Raw genomic sequence first — 20,600 nt, 5'->3', positions numbered from 1 at the left:
GACGTACTTGGGTTTGTGCCCCGGTGCGGCGAGTGGGGGCACCTCCCACGCCCTTAAGGCAGTGGGGGAGCGTGCCGGGCGTCGCGACGGGGCGAATGTCGCCTGTTGGGGCACTAGAAGTCGACCGGAAAGACACCCACACCCGGCGCGGTCCGAGGGCGCGTGGACGGCCGGAGCGAGGGGGGCCGTGGCCGCGTCGGTCCGGCGTTCACCCCGGGTTCTCCTGGGCGCCGCCTGCGCGTGTCAGCCTCCCCGGGCCGGATGCACGCGGACGGGAGAAAAAGGGGCACGGGAAGCAATGGAGAGAGGACCGGCGATCTTCGCCGGAGCGGTGTTCGCCCTGTTCGGCGGCGGGCTTCTGGTGTGGACGGCGACGAGCCTGCGGCAGCGCCGGCCGGTCGCCCACGGTGTGAGCCCTGTCGCATCCGCGACCCTCGCGGGCCTGGCCGCGGTGATCGCGCTGATCCTCGGAACCTGGTGCTTCAGCCGCCTGTGAACACCACTTCGGAGCTGGGATTCGGGTAATGAGGAGGGGGGTACTCCGGAAAGGCTCGAAAAGGCTGGTCGGCACTCCGGGCGGCAGGAATGGCGGTAGTCGGGTTACCGTTCGAGTGGCCGTTGCGGGCTTTTCCCGTTTGACACGGGGGCGGGATGTACCGTCACACTCCGCAGCGGAACCATGACCCGACCCCGGGAGCAAGGCCTGGGGAGGCCCCAGCGTCGACCGGAGAGAAGAGCGAAGTTGTCCCCGACCAGCGAGACCGCGAAGGGCGGCCGCCGACTCGTCATCGTCGAGTCGCCTGCCAAGGCGAAGACGATCAAGGGCTATCTCGGCCCCGGATACGTTGTCGAGGCGAGCGTCGGGCACATCCGCGACCTCCCCAACGGCGCTGCGGAGGTGCCCGAGAAGTACACCGGCGAGGTGCGCCGCCTCGGCGTGGACGTCGACCACGACTTCCAGCCGATCTATGTCGTCAACGCCGACAAGAGGGCGCAGGTCAAGAAGCTCAAGGACCTGCTGAAGGACTCCGACGAGCTCTTCCTCGCCACCGATGAGGACCGGGAGGGCGAGGCCATCGCCTGGCACCTCCAGGAGGTGCTCAAGCCCAAGGTCCCGGTCAAGCGGATGGTCTTCCACGAGATCACCAAGGCCGCGATCCAGGCCGCCGTCGCCAACCCGCGCGAGCTGAACCAGAAGCTGGTCGACGCCCAGGAGACCCGCCGCATCCTCGACCGCCTCTACGGCTACGAGGTCTCGCCGGTCCTGTGGAAGAAGGTCATGCCGCGCCTGTCGGCGGGCCGCGTCCAGTCCGTCGCCACCCGGCTCGTGGTGGAGCGGGAACGCGAGCGCATCGCGTTTCGTTCCGCTGAGTACTGGGACCTGACGGGCACCTTCGCGACCGGCCGCGCCGGCGACCCGTCGGACCCGTCGTCGCTGGTCGCCCGCCTCCAGACCGTCGACGGCAGGCGGGTCGCGCAGGGTCGCGACTTCGACTCCCTGGGACAACTGAAGAGCGCGAACACCCTCCACCTCGACGAGGCCAACGCCCGCGCCCTGGCCGCCGCCCTGGAGAGCACCCGGTTCTCCGTCCGGTCCGTCGAGTCGAAGCCGTACCGCCGCTCGCCGTACGCCCCGTTCCGTACGACGACGCTCCAGCAGGAGGCCAGCCGCAAGCTCGGCTTCGGCGCGAAGGCGACCATGCAGGTGGCGCAGAAGCTGTACGAGAACGGCTTCATCACCTACATGCGTACGGACTCCACGACCCTGTCTGACACGGCGGTCGCCGCCGCCCGTGCCCAGGTCACGCACCTGTACGGCGCCGACTACCTGCCGCCGCAGCCGCGGACGTACGCCGGGAAGGTCAAGAACGCGCAGGAGGCGCACGAGGCGATCCGCCCGTCGGGTGATCGTTTCCGCACGCCTGCCGAGACCGGCCTGACCGGCGACCAGTTCCGGCTCTACGAGCTGATCTGGAAGCGGACCGTCGCCTCCCAGATGAAGGACGCGACCGGCAACAGCGTGACCGTGAAGATCGGCGGCACCGCGGCCGACGGCCGGGACGTCGAGTTCAGCGCCTCCGGCAAGACGATCACCTTCCACGGCTTCCTGAAGGCCTATGTCGAGGGCGCCGACGACCCGAACGCCGAGCTGGACGACCGCGAGCGCCGCCTCCCGCAGGTCGGCGAGGGCGACGCCCTCAGCGCCGAGGAGATCACGGTCGACGGGCACGCCACCAAGCCGCCGGCCCGCTACACCGAGGCCAGCCTGGTCAAGGAGCTCGAAGAGCGCGAGATCGGCCGCCCGTCGACGTACGCGTCGATCATCGGCACGATCCTGGATCGCGGCTATGTGTTCAAGAAGGGCACGGCCCTCGTGCCGTCCTTCCTGTCCTTCGCCGTGGTCAACCTCCTGGAGAAGCACTTCGGACGGCTCGTCGACTACGACTTCACCGCCAAGATGGAGGACGACCTCGACCGCATCGCCCGCGGTGAGGCGAAGGCCGTGCCGTGGCTGAGGCGGTTCTACTTCGGCGAGGGCGACGCCGCCGGTGCAGCCGAGGCGGGCAACGGCGACGGGGACCACCTCGGTGGCCTCAAGGAGCTGGTGACCGACCTGGGCGCGATCGACGCGCGCGAGGTGTCGTCGTTCCCGGTGGGCAGCGGCATCGTGCTGCGGGTCGGGCGCTACGGCCCGTACATCGAGCGCGGCGAGAAGGACTCCGAGAACCACCAGCGCGCGGACGTGCCGGAGGACCTGGCCCCGGACGAGCTGTCCGTGGAGTACGCGGAGGAACTGCTCGCCAAGCCGAGCGGCGACTTCGAGCTGGGCACCGACCCGGCGTCCGGCCACCAGATCATCGCCCGGGACGGCCGCTACGGCCCGTATGTCACCGAGGTGCTCCCCGAGGGCACCCCGAAGACCGGCAAGAACGCCGTCAAGCCGCGTACGGCCTCGCTGTTCAAGTCGATGTCGCTCGACACGGTGACGCTGGAGGACGCCCTCAAGCTGATGTCGCTGCCGCGCGTCGTCGGCACCGACGCCGAGGGCCAGGAGATCACCGCGCAGAACGGGCGCTACGGGCCGTATCTGAAGAAGGGCACGGACTCGCGTTCGCTGCAGTCCGAGGAGCAGCTCTTCACGATCACCCTCGAAGAGGCGCTGGCGATCTACGCCCAGCCCAAGCAGCGTGGCCGCGCCGCCGCCAAGCCGCCGCTGAAGGAGCTCGGCGAGGACCCGGTCAGTGGAAAGCCGGTCGTCGTCAAGGACGGCCGCTTCGGGCCGTACGTCACCGACGGGGAGACCAACGCGACACTTCGGTCCTCCGACAGCGTCGAGGAGATCACCCCGGAGCGCGGCTTCGAGCTGCTCGCCGAGAAGCGCGCGAAGGGGCCCGCCAAGAAGACGGCGAAGAAGGCCCCCGCGAAGAAGGCTGCCCCGGCCAAGAAGACGGCGGCCAAGAAGACCGCCGCGAAGAAGACGACGACGGCCGCCAAGAAGACGACCGCGAAGAAGACGGCCGTGAAGAAGGCGACGGCTTCGAAGACGACATCCGAGGAATGACTGACTGACTGACTGACTGACTGGCCCGACCGGTCAGCACCGCGTCTCACCGCGTTTGTCCACGAGGAGTTCGCAAAGCGAACGCCCCGGCATCAGTTTGGTGTCGGGGCGTACGCACGTACGGGCGGGCGCGTCAGGCTGTCAGTCCGTCCCGATAGGCTGAAAGCATGACGCGTGCCGAGCAGCCAACGGCCCACCACCCGGCCCCCGACGACGCCCTCGTAGCGGACTCCCGCGAGCGTGCCGTGCGCGCTCTGCTGCGCCGTCCGCAGCTCAGGAGGCTGTGGAGCGCACAGCTCGTGGGCGGTGTCGGTGACATCCTCGCCCTTCTGGTGCTGGTCCTGCTGGCCCTCCAGGCGGCCATCGCCGAGGGCTCGTTCGGGGGTGGCTACCGGGGCGTGGCGTTCGCAGTGGCGACCGTTTTCGGCGCGCGCATCCTGGCGACGCTCCTCTTCGGGGCCGTCCTGCTGGGCCCGCTGACCTCGCTCACCTCCCAGGAGGGGCCGCTCGACCGGCGCTGGACCATGGTCGGCGCGGACGGTGTGCGGGCCGCGCTGCTGATCGTGGCGCCCCTGTGGATCGACTGGACGCCGGACGACGCGCTGGCCGTCCTGCTGGTCACCGTCTTCGTGAGCGGTGTCGCCGAGCGGTTCTGGACGGTGTGCCGGGAGAGCGCGGCGCCCGCGCTGCTGCCCGGGCCTCCCCCGGAGGGGGCGACGGTACGGCCGCTGCCGGACCACATGGACGCGCTGCGCCGCCTGTCGCTGCGTACGAGCTTCGTGGCGATCCCGGTCGCGGGCGCTGTCCTGGTCGCCGCGGCGTTGCTCAACAACCTGCTGGGCACCGGTATCGACTGGTTCGGCCAGCACCAGGCGGCCTTCGGGTCGTACGTCGCGGCCGGCCTGTTCGCCGCGTCCCTGTCCGTGCTGACCTTCCTGGAACTGCCCGACACCCGCACCCCACGCGCGCGTTCCCCGCTCGAGGGACTGCGCCGGCCCAAGACGGGCACAGGCGTCGACAAGGGCCGTACGGGCGCGATCCCGCTGCTGGTGCTCGCCTGCGCGGCCGTCGCCGCTGCGGTCGCGGCCGCGGTCGCCGTGGCCGTGCTGCATGCCAAGGACCTGGGCGGCGGCCCGGTGCTGTACGGCCTGCTGGTGCTCGCGCTGACCGGCGGTGTCGTGGTCGGCATCGGTACGGCGTCGTCCGTGCTGCCGACGTTGTCCCGCCGGCGGCTGCTGTCGCTGGCGATCGCCTTCACCGGCGTCGCGCTGCTGGCCGCCGGGCTCGTCCCGGACGTCACCACCGTGCTGCTGATCGTCGCGCTGGCCGGCATCGGCGCGGGCGTCGCCGCGAACACCGGGCACACGCTGCTCGACCAAGAGGCCGAGGAGTTCCGGCGGGCGCGTACGACCGAGCATCTGCACGCCGTCGTACGGGTGTTCGTGGCACTGGGCGCGGTGATCGCGCCGCTGGTGGCCGCGCTGATCGGGCCGCACCGGCTGGAGAACGGCAAGTTCGTGTTCGCACACGGCGGTGCGGCGTTCACACTGATGCTGGTCGGCGCACTGCTGCTGCCGGTGGCCGCGCTGGTGCTGGCCAAGGTCGACGACCGCTCCGGCGTGCCCCTGCGGCACGATCTGCGGGACGCGCTGCTCGGCGGCGACGACCCGGAGCAGGCGCCCGCCGTGTCCGGTTTCTTCATCGCCCTGGAGGGCGGCGACGGCGCCGGGAAGTCCACCCAGGCCGAGGCGCTCGCCGAGTGGATCCGGGCCAAGGGCCACGAGGTCGTCGTCACCCGTGAGCCGGGGGCGACGCCGGTCGGCAAGCGGCTGCGGTCGATCCTGCTCGACGTGTCGAGCGCGGGCCTCTCGCACCGCGCGGAGGCGCTGCTGTACGCGGCGGACCGCGCGGAGCACGTGGACACGGTGGTCCGGCCCGCGCTGGAGCGCGGCGCGGTGGTGATCTCGGACCGGTACATCGACTCGTCGGTGGCGTACCAGGGGGCGGGGCGCGACCTGTCGCCGACCGAGATCGCCCGTATCAACCGGTGGGCGACGAACGGGCTGGTCCCGCATCTGACCGTGCTGCTCGACGTGTCCCCGGAGATCGCCCGGGAGCGGTTCACCGAGGCGCCGGACCGGCTGGAGTCGGAGCCGGCGGAGTTCCACGCGCGCGTGCGCTCCGGCTTCCTGACGCTGGCCGCCGCCGACCCCGGGCGGTATCTGGTGGTGGACGGCGGCCAGGAGCCCGAGGGCGTCACCACCGTCGTACGGCATCGGCTCGACCAGATGCTGCCGCTGTCCGAGGCCGAGATCCGGGCCCAGGAGGAGGCGCGCCGGAAGGCCGAGGAGGAGGCCCGGCGCAAGGCCGAGGAAGAGGCCGCCCGCAAGGCCGAGGAAGAGCGACTGGAGCGTGAGCGCCAGGAGCAGCTCGAGCGGCTGCGCGCCGAGGAGGAGGAGCGCAAGCGGCGCGAGCTGGAGGAGGCGCAGCGGCGCGAGGCCGAACGGCAGGCGGAGGAGGCCCGGCAGCGAGCCGAGGAAGCCCGCCGCAGGGCCGAGGAGGAGCGGCAGCGGCTCCTCGCGGAGGAGAAGGCACGGGCCGAGGAAGAGGCGCGCAGGAAGGTCGAGGAGGACCGGCGCCGGAAGCAGGCCGAGGAGGAGGCCCGGCTGCGGGCCGAGGCCGAGACGCGGCGCCTGGAGAAGCAGCGGAAGGCCGAGGAGGCGCTGCTGCGGGCGGAGGAGGCCCGGCGGCTGGCCGAGCAGGCGGCGGCTGCGGCGGAGGCGGGGCCGCGTCCCCCGGCGCCGGGAGCAGCTGCGTCTGCCGAGGCGGAGGCGGCGACTGTGGCGACTCCGGTGGTGTCGCTGGGGAAGGGGGCCGGTGAGTCGGTCTCTGCATCGGCCTCTACATCGGCCTCTGCCTCGGCCTCGGCTGAGGAGACGACGGTGTTGCGGCCGGTGCGGGACGCTTCCGCAAGGGAGCAGGCATCCGGTGGCGGTGGTGAGCGTGCGTCCTCCGGTGGCCGGTCTGCCGGGGAGTCCGACGCCGAGGTGACGACGAAGCTGCCGCAGCCGCCGGCGCCTTCCGGGGCCGCGGACGAGACTGCCGTGCTGCCGCCGGTGGTACCGGGCGCGGCGGACGAGACGGCGGTGCTGCCGCCGGTCGCGCCTGGTGCCGCGGATGAGACCGCCGTGCTGCCGCCGGTGCGTGGGGAGGATCCCTCGGATCGCGTTCCGTCGGGGTTCTTCCGGGACGAGGAGGCAGTGCGGCCGGACGGCGCCGAGGACCGTACGCGGGAGATGCCCCAGGTCGACGACGAGGGGGCGCCCCGGCGGCGGCCGCGGTCCGACTGGGCCGAGGAGACGCCGCTGGACGATCTGCCTTCGCTGGCGGATGAGCTGCTCGGGCCGCATGAGGACGAGTACGGCGATGAGGGGGGCCGGGGTCGGGGCCGGCGGCGCTGAGGTCGGCCGCTCTCTGCGCTCGTCCCGGATCCCGTTGTCAGTGGCGGCCCGCACAATGGATCCCGCACCACGAGATGTGAGCGAAGGGCGGCGTGAGTCATGACCGTGTGGGACGACCTGGTCGGGCAGGAGAAGGTGAGCGAGCAGCTCGCTGCCGCCGCCCGGGATGCCGATGCCCTCGTCACCGCCGCTTCCGCCGCCGCGCCGCCGCCCGAGGCGTCGAAGATGACGCATGCCTGGCTGTTCACGGGGCCGCCCGGGGCGGGGCGCAACCAGGCGGCGCGGGCGTTCGCCGCCGCGTTGCAGTGCGTCAGCCCTGATCGTGCCCTCGGCGGAGCACCCGGCTGCGGGTTCTGTGACGGGTGCCATACGGCGATCGTCGGCACGCACGCCGACGTCAGCACCGTCGCCGCCGTCGGCACCCAGATCCTCGCCGACGACATGCGGGACACCGTCCGCAAGTCGTTCACCTCGCCGGCCAACGGCCGCTGGCAGGTCATCCTCGTCGAGGACGCCGAGCGGCTGAACGAGAAGTCGGCCAACGCCGTGCTGAAGGCGGTGGAGGAGCCCGCCCCCCGTACGGTCTGGCTGCTGTGCGCGCCGTCCATCGAGGACGTCCTGCCGACGATCCGCTCCCGCTGCCGCCACCTGAATCTGGCGACGCCCTCCGTCGATGCCGTCGCCGACATGCTCGTACGGCGGGAAGGCATCGAACCCGCCGTCGCCGCCGCAGCGGCCCGCGCCACGCAGGGGCATGTCGACCGGGCTCGGCGCCTGGCCACCGACCCGGCCGCGCGTGAGCGCCGCGCCGCCGTGCTCAAGCTGCCGCTGCGCCTCGGCGACATCGGCGGCTGCCTCAAGGCCGCCCAGGAACTGGTCGACGCGGCCGCCGAGGACGCCAAGCAGCTCGCCGAGGAGCGGGACGGCAAGGAGACCGAGGAGCTGAAGGCGGCGATGGGCGCGAGCCAGGGCGGGCGCATGCCGCGCGGCACGGCCGGGGTGATGAAGGACCTGGAGGACAAGCAGAAGCGGCGTCGCACCCGTACCCAGCGCGACAGCCTCGACCTCGCCCTGACCGACCTCACCGCCTTCTACCGCGACGTCCTCGCCCTCCAGCTCGGCTCCCGCATCGCCCTCGCCAACACGGACGCCGAGGACGCCCTGGAGCGCCTCGCCCGCGACAGCTCCCCCGAGGCCACGCTCCGCCGCATCGAGGCCATCGCCGGCTGCCGCGAGGCCCTCGACCGCAATGTGGCGCCGCTGCTCGCGGTGGAGGCGATGACGATGGCCCTCAGAGCCGGCTGAACGCCCGCACCGACGCCCTGCCCGCTCCTGCACCGCACACGATCAACGGGAGGTTGACCAGGTAACCCGTACGAGCCGCGCTATGCACGGAGGGCATCTGTATGGCTGCACAGAGTTACGCTCGTTTGATGCACACCAGGCGCAGCTCCCCAGTCAGCCCAGGCTCCCGCCCCGGTCCCCGCTCCCGCGGAGCTCGTACCGCCGGCACCCTTCTCGCCGTCGTCGCGGTGCTCGTCTCCGCGTGCTCCCCCGGAGGATCGAGCAGTTCGGCGAGCCCGGCGGCCGAGGCGGCGCTGGCCCCGCTGTCGAAGTCCACGCCGGCCGCGCTGTCGCCGTACTACGGTCAGAAGCTGACCTGGCGCAGTTGCGGAGTGCCCGGCTTCCAGTGCGCCACGATGAAGGCGCCGCTCGACTACGCCGAGCCGGACGCCGGCGACATCCGGCTCGCCGTCGCCCGGAAGAAGGCCACCGGGCCGGGAAAACGGCTCGGGTCGCTGCTGGTGAACCCGGGCGGGCCGGGCGGCTCGGCGGTCGGCTATCTGCAGCAGTACGCCGGCATCGGCTACCCCGCCGAGGTCCGCGCCCGCTACGACATGGTCGCCGTCGACCCGCGCGGCGTCGCTCGCAGCGAGCCCGTCGAATGCCTCGACGGACGGGAGATGGACGCGTACACGCAGACGGACATCACACCCGACGACGAGACGGAGACGGAGGAACTGGTCGACGCGTACAAGAAGTTCGCGGAAGGCTGCGGGGCGGACGCGCCGGACGTCCTCCGTCACGTCTCCACCGTCGAGGCGGCCCGGGACATGGACATCCTGCGCGCCGTGCTGGGCGACCAGAAGCTGACGTATGTGGGGGCGTCGTACGGGACGTTCCTCGGGGCGACGTACGCAGGCCTGTTCCCGGACCGCGCGGGTCGCCTCGTCCTGGACGGCGCGATGGACCCCTCCCTGCCCGCCCGCCGGATCAACCTCGACCAGACGGCGGGCTTCGAGACGGCGTTCCAGGCATTCGCGCGAGACTGCGCGCAGCAGCCGGACTGCCCCCTGGGCAAGCAGGCGGCCGACGTCGGCAAGAACCTCAAGGCCTTCTTCGACAAGCTCGACGCACAGCCCATCCCCACCGGCGACGCCGACGGCCGCGAGCTCGGCGAGTCCCTCGCCACCATCGGTGTGATCGCGGCGATGTACGACGAGGGCGCCTGGATCCAGCTGCGCGAGGCGCTGACCTCGGCGATGCGGGACAACGACGGCGCGGGCCTCCTCGTCCTCGCCGACAGCTACTACGAGCGTGACGCCGAGGGTCGCTACGAGAACCTGATGTTCGCCAATGCCGCCGTGAACTGCCTCGACCTCCCGGCCGCCTTCGCCGGCCCCGACGAGGTCCGCAGGTCCCTCCCCGCCTTCGAGAAGGCGTCCCCCGTCTTCGGCGAGGGCCTCGCCTGGGCCGCCCTGAACTGCGCGTACTGGCCGGTCGCCCCCACCGGCGAACCGCACCGCATCGAGGCGAAGGGCACGGCCCCGATCGTCGTCGTCGGCACCACCCGAGACCCCGCGACCCCGTACCGCTGGGCCCGCGCCCTCTCCCGCCAGCTCTCCTCGGCCCGCCTCCTCACCTACGAGGGCGACGGCCACACCGCCTACGGCCGGGGCAGCACCTGCATCGACTCCACGATCAACGCGTATCTGCTCCGCGGGACCCCTCCGGTGGCGGAGAAGCGCTGCTCATAGCCGTACGGCCGGCCCCGGAGGGATGGGTTCCGGGGCCGGCCCCGGGGTGGTGCGGAGCATTCCCCGAAACTGTGTAGACTTACCGACGTTGCTGATCGCACCATAGTGCGGACAGCGCGCCGCCTTAGCTCAGATGGCCAGAGCAACGCACTCGTAATGCGTAGGTCTCGGGTTCGAATCCCGAAGGCGGCTCCATGGTGAGCCGCAGGTCAGGCCTCTGACCTGCGGTTTCTTTGTTTTCTTGACCCTTGGAATGTGCGTGCTGAGGGCTTCTTGAGGTTGTGATGGAATGCGCAGGTCAGAGGTTTCACTGTCCGGGGTCAGTGATGCGTCTCCGATGCCAAGCACCGGCACTGAACTGCGGTTTCTTGGGGAGCGGCTGATGTGCGAGTCGGTATGGGTGAGGCGTGGGGTGGCCAAGGGGTGGCCATCCGTGCAGCGGCGGTGTACGAGGCAAGGTTTCGGAGCTGTCGGCGGAAGCCGTGCCGAGCTGTGAACTTGTGGCTATCCGACAACGCGGAGTTCGGGCACGTCTTTTGCGGTACGCGACGAGTCCTTCTCGGAGGCATGAGCAGCAGGTACGTAGAGGCGGAGCGGTATGTGCTGCCCGAGTCCTCGCCGTTCCGTACCGGCAGGAGTCGATCCTGACCTTCTCGCCAGGCCGCGGTGCGTCGTCCGCCGCACCATCCGCGACGACATCCCCGGGGGCTACCCGCCCGACGGCGGAGCAGTGGGCGGAGCCGGATGAGCGGCCCGGTCGGTCCGCCGGGGAGACCTTGTCCGGCATCCGGCGACGGGTCCACGAACTCGGTCAGCCATCATTGACCGGACCCGGGTTACGTGTTCAGGGGTTCGCCGGTTTCCAGCAGGGTCTTGAGTCCGCTCAGGACGCGCATCCATCCGGTGCCGGCGACGCGTGCGGCTGTCTTGGGGGATCCTTCGAGGCGGTGGTGCACCACGGTGAGCAGGCAGACGCGGTCCTGGTCGGGCTCGACTGGCCCACGACGCCAGTCATCGGCAGCAGGCGTTCAGTGGGTATGCCGTTCTGTCGGAGGGACAGGGGCGTGCCCCTCCAGCTCTTCCTCCTCTGCGAGGGTGCGAAATTTCCTGGATAGCGGCACCGGGGGGAAATCTGCGTTGAGGGATCTTTCGGTCAAATTCTGTTTCTTGAGGGGCAGTTGGGGCAGATAAGATCTTGATAAGTGTTGTGAGTGGACTTATGTTCCTCCCCTGCTGAGCTGTGTGAGAGTTCGGGGTAGGGGGGCGGGGCTTGTGATCCGGCGTGGGATGGGGCATGCGCTGAGCGTGTTGCTCGTGTCGACGGCCTTGGTGTGCGGTGTTGTTCAGGGAGGGGGCGCGGCCTCTGCGGCCGATGGGGACCTGTTGGGCGGCGGGACGGTCGAGGCGGCGCGGTCGTTGGCGTCGGCGGAGAAATCCGAGCCGATGTCCGAGGCGGAGGCTTCGGCGAACGACGGAAGCTCGGAGTCGACGCAGGCGGCGCAGGACGCGCTCGCTGCCGCCGCGTCGACCGGCGCGCAGGTGGAAGTGCCTGAGCTGCGCACCGAGTACGCGACCACCTACGCCAATCCGGACGGAATCTCCTTCACGCTGGAGGACTCCGCTGTCCCGGTGCGGGTGAAGGGCGCGGACGGCTGGACCACTCCCAACGCCACGCTGGAGGCTCGTTCGGACGGGTCGGTCGGGCCGAAGGCCGCGGCCGTCGACCTGTCCTTTTCCGGCGGTGGGGACGGCGCTGACCTCGTGCGGATCGAGCGCGACGGCAAGTCTTTGGCGCTCGGCTGGTCCGGTGAACTGCCCGAGCCCACGCTGGACGGGGAGTCCGCGCTGTATAGCGAGGTCCTGCCCGGCGTGGACCTGCGGCTGACGGCGTCGGTCGAGGGTTTCCGTGAGGTGCTGATCGTCAAGTCGGCTCAGGCGGCGGCGAGCGAGGAGCTGGCCGAGGTGTCGTTTGCGCTCGACACGGCTGGCCTGGACGTCCGTGAGACCGCCGCCGGCGGGATGCAGGCGGTGGACGGTGACGGTGTGTCGGTGTTCCGCTCGCCGCAGGCTCAGATGTGGGACTCGACGGGTGAGGCCGAACATGCCTCCCACAGCACGCAGTTGATGACTGCGGAGACGGAGGAGACCGCGGACGCCGATGGCGCCTCGACGGCCGACGGCGCCGACGGCCCTTCCGACGGCTCCGCCCTCGCGCTTCTGCCCATCGACGTCACCGACGGCGAGCTGACCCTCACTCCCGACGCAGACCTCATCGAGGACGCCACCTACCCGCTCTACATCGACCCCACCGTCACCTGGAGCGAGGCCGAGCGCACGCTGTTGCGCAGTGACGGCTACGCCGACTACGCCTGGACCAACGGCGGCGACGACGAGGGCAAGGGGATGGGGTACTGCGGTACCTACACCACCGGCGGCATCTCCTACCCCTGCGGTTCGGGTTACAAGCAGCGCCTGTACTTCGAGTTCTCGCCCGCCTCGCTCAAGGGCAAGCACGTGCTGGACGCGACCTTCCGGGTGACCGAGACGTGGTCGATGTCGTGCACGGCCTCCTGGGTGAACCTGACCCGTACGAACGGGATCTCGTCCTCCTCCGACTGGCCGGGCCCGACCTCGCTGGATCTGATGGTCGACCGGTACGTTTCCGCGGGCCGGGGCAGCGCCTGTGCCCCCTCGCAGCCGAACGCGGCGATCGAGTTCAACGACAACGCGGAGGAGACGAACGAGAACCTGACCTCCACGGTGAGGAATTTCGCCGCCGGCAAGTTCTCCCGCCTCCCGCTGATGCTGCGCGCACGGGACGAGTCCGACCCGAACTCGTGGAAGCGGTTCAAGAACGACGCCGTGCTGGCGGTGAAGTTCGTCGGACTGCCCGCGACGCCGACCGGCATCGGCATCGTCACGGGTGACGGCACGGTCTGCGAGAAGGACTCCGGTGACCCGGCCATCACCTCCTACCCGAATCCGACACTGGCGGCGACCGCGCAGACCAAGTCGGGCGGCGAGTCGGACGCCAGCCTGAAAATCTACTTCGACATCGACAAAAAGGCCGGCGACGGGACGTGGTCGGACGCCACGGCAGGCAACGGCAGTCTGCGTCCGGCCGACGGGGACGGCTATGTCGGTGATGGCAAGAAGGTCACGATTATCTGGTCGACGCTCAGCGAGGACGTGCTGTACCGGTACCGGGCGTGGACCCGTTCGTACTACAACGACGGTGACAGCTGGCTGTCCGGTTCCTCGAACGCCTCGACGACCGGCTGGTGTTACTTCCAGGTGGACCCGACCCGTCCGTTGAAGCCGACGATCGCGATCGCGCCCCCGTACTCGGAATGCACTGCCAACGCGTGTGCGGCGGCCGGTGGTCCGGGCATCGCGGCGTCATTCGCGCTCACCGCGGCGGCCGGTGACGAGAACGTGGCCTACCAGTACAAGCTGTCCACGGACACGGCCTGGTCGTCCCCGATCAGCGGCAGCTCGGCGACCGTGTCGGTGACCCCTGACACGGAAGGCACGTACCGCCTGTACGCACGGGCCGAGGACAGCCTGGGCCGTCCGGGTGCGCAGAACCTGATCGACTTCAAGGTCTCCGACGGTGAGGCACCACAGGCCGAGTGGCACTTCGACGAGGCGTCCGGGTCCGCGCTGGACTCCGCCACCACGGTGGACGCCGACGAGGACACCCTGGCGTTGTCGGCGTCGGGTGCCTCGCGCGACGGGCGCGGGCGCCGGGGCACGGACCCGGACACCGGGGCGGAGGACACCAGTCTTCTCCTGGACGGCTCTTCGGGATATGCGGCCACCGACGGGCCGGTGCTCGACACCAGCGGCAGCTACACCGTGTCGGCATGGGTGCGCCTCGACGACATCACCAAGCCGCACGTGCTTCTCTCGCAGAGCGGTTCGCTCCACAGCCCGTTCTATGTGCTCTACAACCCCACCTCCGGCAGGTGGGGCATGGCCACGGTCAGTTCGGACGACGCTTCCGCCACCGCCTCCTATTCCTATATGGCCGCGGCCACGGCCGCGAACAGGTGGACGCATCTGACCTTCGTCCACAACGCCACCACCAAGACGATGCGGCTGATCGTCAACGGCAGGTGGTACATCGAGAAGGCGATCGCCGGCGGCTGGAGTTCCTCGGGGAACCTGCAGATCGGGCGTGGACTGCTGGACGGGGCATACCAGTACCCCCTGGACGGCAGCGTGGACGAGGCCAAGGCATGGCAACGGGCGTTGAGCTTCACCGAGGCCGGCCGGGAGGCCCGTGCGCTGAATCCCACCACGGGTGACCAGTACGCCGAACTGACCGCACACTGGGACGCGTCCACGGCCACCGCGGGAGCCACGTCACTGGCGGACGCCTCCGGCTACGGGCGGACCCTGACGGTCTCGGGCGGCGGTGCCACCGACGGTGAGGCGATCGTCCTGGACGGCACGGACGACGCGGCCTCCTCGGACGGAGTCGTGGACGACACCGGTTCGTTCACCGTGACGACCGTGGTCACTCCCGACCTGGAGGCACTCGCCGCGAAGGGCACGGGCTACGTCGCCCAGGTCGTCGGCAAACGCGACAAGGACGCGACATCCAACTGGGGCGTCTTCTTCGAGGTGACCGGAACGTCGACGGTCGCCGTAGAGACCAGTGACGGGGACATCGTCGAGAAGACAGTGGCGACGGGCTTCTGGCACTTCGGCCGCTACAACGACGACGGCACCTTCACCTCGCAGGTCAGCGAGGAAGCCACCACCGACAGCGGCGAGGTGCGGATCACCGGCGTCTACAACGGACAGGACGGCACCGCGGCCCTGTACCTCAACGACAACCTGCAGTACACGACGGTGTCCTACTCGACGGACTTCAGCGCGGAGACCCTCGCGGTCGGCAACGGCTACACCGCCGGGGCCTGGGGCCACTGGCTGCCGGGCGCGGTGAGCGAGGTCCGGCTGTGGACCGGCGCGGCCTCGGACACTGACCAGATCAGCTCCCTGCTCGGCGAATAGCGCGGACAGCGGCAGCCGGGCGGTGGTCCCCCCACGCCATCGCCCGGCCGCCGCGGCACGGCACTTCCTTGATCTCTTTCACGTGACACGACGGGGCTACGACGTGAGATATGGCATGCGCGCATCATCCAGATGGCGAACCGGACTGCTGGGCGTCACCGGGGCGTTGGTGGCCTCGCTGCTGACGCCGGTGGCTTTCGCGGCGGACGCGGATCCGCTGGGCCGGCTCGCGACCCAGAAGGAGCGGGTCAGCGAGGTCTACGAGGTCAAGGGCCTCGGGGCGAAGAAGGCGCGGGCGAAGGTCGCCGACGGCAAGGCAGAGAACCAGGCACAGGCGAAGCGGGCGCGTGCCGAGCAGACGGCGGCCTGGCCGAAGGCGGGCGAGGCCGCGCTGGATCTGTCCGGCGGCAAGGCGGTCAAGGCCGAGCCGGGTGGTCTGCCGGTGACGGTCAAGGCCGGGAGCGGCTCCGCCACCCTCGAGGTCCTGTCCCGTAAGGCGACCGAGGCAGCCGGGGTCTCCGGTGTCCTGTTCTCCGTCGCCGGTGACGGCAAGGCGCAACTCTCTCTCGATTACGGCGAGTTCGCCTCCGCCTATGGTGGTGGCTGGTCGGGCCGCCTGCGTCTGGTCGAGTTGCCGACGTGTGCGCTGACGACGCCGGAGAAGGCGAAGTGCCGCACCCAGACCCCGCTCGACTCCGCCAATGACATCAAGGCCCAGGAACTCTCGGCCACCGTCGAGCTGACCGGCGGCGACACGGGAGTCTCCACCCAACTGGTGCGCGAGGCCGACACCGCCTCCGCCACCGTCCTCGCCGCGACCGCGGCCTCCGGCGCCTCCGCGTCAGGCTCGGGCGACTACACCGCGACCCCGCTCTCGCCCTCGTCGACCTGGTCGGCCGGCGGTTCCTCCGGCTCGTTCACCTGGTCCTACGACATCAGCGTGCCGCCGGCCGCCGCCGGCCCTGAGCCCGGCCTGGCGCTGTCGTACGACTCAGGGAGCGTGGACGGCAAGACGGCGTCCACGAACAACCAGGCGACCCTGGTCGGTGAGGGCTTCGATCTGACGTCCTCCTACATCGACCGCAGCTACGGGAGCTGCAAGGACGACGGGCACGACGAGAAGTACGACCAGTGCTGGAAGTACGACAACGCGTCGCTGGTCCTGAACGGCAAGTCGACCGAGCTGGTCAAGGACGACACCAGCAGTGAGTGGCGGCTGAAGGACGACGACGCCTCCACGGTCACGCATTCCACCGACGCGGACAACGGTGACAACAACGGTGAGTACTGGACCGTGGTGACCGGTGACGGCACGAAGTACGTGTTCGGCCTCAACAAGCTGTCCGGTGCGGGCGACGAGCGCACCAACTCGGTATGGACGGCCCCGGTGTTCGGTGACGACGACGGTGAGCCCTGCTACGACTCGACGTTCGCGTCGGCGTACTGCACGCAGGCCTGGCGCTGGAACCTGGACTACGTCGAGGACCTGCACGGCAACGCGATGACGTACTGGTACACCAAGGAGTCCAACTCCTACGCCAAGAACGAGGCTTCGACCGCGACCGCCACGTACACCCGCGGCGGCTACCTCACGAAGATCCTCTACGGCCAGCGCTCCGACAGCCTGTTCACCGCGGACGCCTCGGGGAAGGTCACCTTCGACTACAGCGAGCGCTGCACGGCCGACGACTGCTCGGAGCTGACGGACGTCACCTCCGACAACTGGCCGGACGTGCCGTTCGACGCGATCTGCGCGGCCGACGCCGACTGCGAGGAGAACCCGTCCCCGTCCTTCTTCACCCGCAAACGCCTGACCGGCATCGACACCTTCACCTGGTCGGCGTCGAGCAGCGCCTACACCGAGGTCGACTCGTGGAAGCTGACCCAGGCCTTCCTCGACGGCGGTGACATCGGGGACACCTCCGACCAGACGCTCGTCCTCAAGTCCCTGACCCACACGGGTAAGAACGGTGACGACATCGCCCTGGACCCGGTCACCTTCACGTACCAGATGCGGGAGAACCGGGTCGACGCCACCGACGACATCCTCCCGCTCACCCGCCCCCGCATCGAAACGATCACCTCCGAGACCGGCGGCATCACGGACGTGACGTTCTCCGAGCCGGAGTGCGTACGCGGCACGAACATGCCCACCGCCGAGGACGACAACAGCCTCTCCTGCTACCCGCTCTACTGGAACATCAACGGCGCTACGGAGGCGTCGATCGACTGGTTCCACAAGTACAAGGTCACCGCCGTGTTCACGGCCGACCCGACCGGGCAGAACGAGGCGGTCTACCACTCCTACGAGTACTCCGGGCCCGGCTGGCACTACAACGACGACCCGCTGACCCCCTCCGACGAGCGGACCTGGTCGCAGTGGCGCGGCTACCGCAAGGTCACCGAGTACACGGGCGCGTCCGATGTCACGCAGTCCAAGACGGTATCGCTCTTCCTCCAGGGCATGGACGGCGACAAGACGGAAACGGGCACCCGCTCAGTGACCGAGGGAGGCATCGAGCTCACCGGACTCACGGTCGCGGACATCACCGACTCCGACCCGTACTCCGGGTTCCTGCGCGAGCAGATCACCTACAACGGATACACCCCCGTCTCGGTCGCGGTGAACACCCCGTGGAAGTCCAAGACGGCCACCCAGCACAAGAGTTACGCGGACATCGAGGCCTACTTCGTCCGCACCGCACAGACCGCAACCCATACCTATCTCACCGGCACGGCCACTTGGCGCACGTCGGCCACCGAGACGACGTACGACGACTACGGCATGGCGACGACCGTCCAGAACAGCGGTGACACGGCCGTCGGCGACGACCAGACCTGCACCCGCACCTGGTACGCCCGCAACGACACGCTCGGCATCAACTCCTTTGTCTCACGCATCCGTACGGTCGGCCGGGTGTGCTCGGCCGCGGAGACGGACCTGTCCCTGCCCACGTCGTCCACGTCCCGCGGGGACGTGATCTCCGACACGGCGACGGTCTACGACAACACCACCGCCACCGCGTGGTCGGCGTCCCAGACCCCGACCAAGGGCGAGGTGTCCTGGACGGGCCGGGCGAGCGCCTACCCGGCATCGGCCACCAGCGGCGAGCGGTACCCCAGCACCTGGCAGACCACGGCGAAGGCGACGTACGACACCCTCGGCCGGGTTCTGACGTCCATGGACGCGGCGGACAACACCACGACCACCACCTACACCCCGACCGCGGCGGGTCCGCTGACCCGCACCAAGGTCACCAACGCGGCCGGGCACTCGGCTTACACCTACGCGGACCCGGCCAACGGTCAGCCGATCAAGATCTACGACGTCAATCTGAAGAAGACTGAGCTGACCTACGACGCCCTCGGCAGGCTCACCGCCGTATGGCTGCCCAACCGTACCAAGGGCGCTCAGAGCGCCAACAAGACGTTCGCCTACCACGTCAGCAAGGACGAGCAGTCCTGGACCTCGACCTCGACGCTGAAGGCGGACGGGACGTCGTACGACACCACATACACGATCTACGACGCGCTGCTGCGGGAGTTGCAGACCCAGTCCCCGGCGGCGACCGACGGTCGGCTGCTGACCGACACCCGTTATGACACGCGGGGCCTGGCGTACGAGACGTTCGCCGACATCTACGACACCGCCAGCGAGCCCAACGGCACGTACACCAGGGCGGAGTACGGTGAGGCGCCCAGTCAGACGGAGACCCTCTACGACGGCGCCGGACGGGCGACGAAGGCCACCTTCCTGATCGGCGGTGTGGAGCAGTGGTCGACGACCACGACGTACACCGGTGACTCGACCGCCACGACGGCGGCGGAGGGTGGTTCGGCGACACGGGTGATCGCCGACGCGCAGGGGCGGACCACCGAGCGCCGGGAGTACGCGGGTGTCTCGCCCACGGTCAGTACCTACACGTCGACGAAGTACACCTACACCCGCGACGGCCTGACCGACACGATCACCGGCCCCGACGGCGAGCAATGGTCGTACGGCTACGACCTGTTCGGCCGCCAGACCTCCATGACCGACCCCGACACCGGCACCACGAACACTACCTACACGTCTCTCGACCAGACTGAGACGACGACCGATGAACGCGGCGAGAAGCTGATCCACGCGTACGACAAGATCGGTCGTACGGCCGGGGTGTGGCAGACGTCGAAGACGGACGCGAACAAGCTGACCGCGTACGCCTACGACACCCTCGCCAAGGGGCAGTTGGACTCCACGACCCGCTATGTGGGCGGCACGGGCGGGGACGCCTACACCGACGCGGTCGTCTCCTACGACAGCCTCTACCAGGTCACCGAGTCGACGTTCAGCCTGCCGTCGGACGACACCTTCGTCACCTCGGGCGCGGTCCCGTCCGCCACGCTGACCTTCAAGACGGACTACAACGTCGACGGCACCGTGGCCTCCAGCTACGAGCCTGCCGCGGGCGGTCTGGACGACGAGTACGTCTCCACCACCTACACCGACTCGGCCCTGCCCAAGACCGTCTCCGGCACGTCGAGTTACCTGCTCGGCGCCTCCTACTCCGCGCTGGGCCAGACCGAACAGCTCACCCTCGGCGCATCTGCGGCGGCCAACACTCCCAAGGCGTACGTCACCAACACCTGGGAGGAGGGCACCGGCCGGCTCACCGAGTCGCATGTGACGGACACGGCGCACGCCTACATGCTGCAGGACCTCCAGTACGGCTACGACGACGCCGGCAACGTCCTGTCCATCTCCGACCCGACCCTGCTGGGCGGCAGCAGCGAGGCCGACAACCAGTGCTTCGCGTACGACGGTTACCGCCGGCTGACCGAGGCCTGGACCCCGAAGACCGCCGACTGCGCCACCTCGGGCCGCACCACCACCAACATCGACGGCGCCTCCCCCTACTGGACGTCGTACACCTACGACGACGCCGGTCTGCGCCAGACACAGACCGAGCGGACTGCGACCACATCGACGACCCAGACCTACTGCTACGACGCCGACCGCCCGCACGCCCTGCTCGCCACCGTTATCGGCACCGCCTGCGCGAGTGCCACGGACGAGTACGGCTACGACGACACCGGCAACAACACCACCCGCCCCGACGGCACCGCCACCCAGAGCCTGACCTGGAACAGCGAGGGCAAACTCGACTCGCTCACCGAGGCCGGGACCGAGACCGGGTACCTCTACGACGCGGACGGCAACCTGCTGGTGCGCCGGAACACGAACGGCGAGAGCGTCCTCTACCTCGGGGCCACCGAGGTCCACTACAACGCGGCCACCGGCTCCATCTGGGGCCAGCGCTACTACGCGGCGGCCGGCACCACCATCGCCGTCCGCACCAACGAGTCCGGCACCGAGAAGCTGTCCTTCCTCGCCGGTGACGCACACGGCACATCCACCCTCGCCGTCGCCGCCACCGATCTCGCCGTCACCAAGCGGTACTTCACCCCCTTCGGCGAGTCCCGCCAGGGCGGCACCGGCACCTGGACGGACGACAAGGCATTCCTCGGCAAGTCCAT

7 protein-coding genes and 1 tRNA gene are annotated in these 20,600 nt (G+C 69.8%); all 8 read left to right on the top strand.

Annotation, left to right across the window (positions count from 1 at the left end; all coding sequences use genetic code 11):
* Window positions 1–298 precede the first annotated feature (298 nt).
* Complete coding sequence (locus tag AQJ91_RS41805) at window positions 299–496, top strand: hypothetical protein (RefSeq protein ID WP_067033270.1); 198 nt, start codon at window positions 299–301, stop codon at window positions 494–496.
* 246 nt (window positions 497–742) lie between these two features.
* Window positions 743–3,562, top strand: coding sequence for a type I DNA topoisomerase (gene topA, locus AQJ91_RS41800; protein WP_067033268.1), 2,820 nt, complete (start codon window positions 743–745; stop codon window positions 3,560–3,562).
* A gap of 167 nt (window positions 3,563–3,729) precedes the next feature.
* Window positions 3,730–7,023 carry a dTMP kinase gene (tmk, locus tag AQJ91_RS41795; protein ID WP_067033266.1) on the top strand — a complete coding sequence of 1,098 codons (3,294 nt, stop codon included), beginning with the start codon at window positions 3,730–3,732 and terminating at the stop codon, window positions 7,021–7,023.
* Window positions 7,024–7,122: 99 nt separating this feature from the next.
* Window positions 7,123–8,328 (top strand): DNA polymerase III subunit delta', encoded by a 1,206-nt coding sequence (locus AQJ91_RS41790; RefSeq protein WP_067033264.1) that lies wholly within the window; start codon window positions 7,123–7,125, stop codon window positions 8,326–8,328.
* A gap of 128 nt (window positions 8,329–8,456) precedes the next feature.
* The gene (locus tag AQJ91_RS41785) at window positions 8,457–10,061 is read left to right on the top strand and encodes an alpha/beta hydrolase (RefSeq protein WP_067033368.1); all 1,605 of its coding nucleotides are present in this window, start codon (window positions 8,457–8,459) and stop codon (window positions 10,059–10,061) included.
* 118 nt (window positions 10,062–10,179) lie between these two features.
* Window positions 10,180–10,256: transfer RNA gene (locus AQJ91_RS41780), tRNA-Thr, on the top strand.
* Window positions 10,257–11,504: 1,248 nt separating this feature from the next.
* On the top strand, window positions 11,505–15,083 hold the full coding sequence (locus tag AQJ91_RS41775) for a laminin G domain-containing protein (RefSeq protein ID WP_067033365.1): 3,579 nt from the start codon (window positions 11,505–11,507) through the stop codon (window positions 15,081–15,083).
* Window positions 15,084–15,198: 115 nt separating this feature from the next.
* Window positions 15,199–20,600, top strand: a 5,402-nt coding sequence (locus AQJ91_RS41770) for a SpvB/TcaC N-terminal domain-containing protein (protein WP_067033262.1), incomplete at its 3' end; no start/stop codon positions are given.

This window comes from Streptomyces dysideae (assembly GCF_001514305.1).
Taxonomy (GTDB): Bacteria; Actinomycetota; Actinomycetes; order Streptomycetales; family Streptomycetaceae; genus Streptomyces; species Streptomyces dysideae.
Note: the sequence above shows the minus strand (reverse complement) of the source record. Positions and strands in the feature narration are given on the sequence as shown.

What these genes read in the sequence shown, in the direction of transcription:
- AQJ91_RS41805 (WP_067033270.1), top strand. Translation starts at nt 299, where the DNA reads ATGGAGAGAGGACCGGCGATCTTCGCCGGAGCGGTGTTCGCCCTGTTC.
- tmk (WP_067033266.1), top strand. Translation starts at nt 3,730, where the DNA reads ATGACGCGTGCCGAGCAGCCAACGGCCCACCACCCGGCCCCCGACGAC.
- AQJ91_RS41790 (WP_067033264.1), top strand. Translation starts at nt 7,123, where the DNA reads ATGACCGTGTGGGACGACCTGGTCGGGCAGGAGAAGGTGAGCGAGCAG.
- AQJ91_RS41785 (WP_067033368.1), top strand. Translation starts at nt 8,457, where the DNA reads ATGCACACCAGGCGCAGCTCCCCAGTCAGCCCAGGCTCCCGCCCCGGT.
- AQJ91_RS41775 (WP_067033365.1), top strand. Translation starts at nt 11,505, where the DNA reads ATGTCCGAGGCGGAGGCTTCGGCGAACGACGGAAGCTCGGAGTCGACG.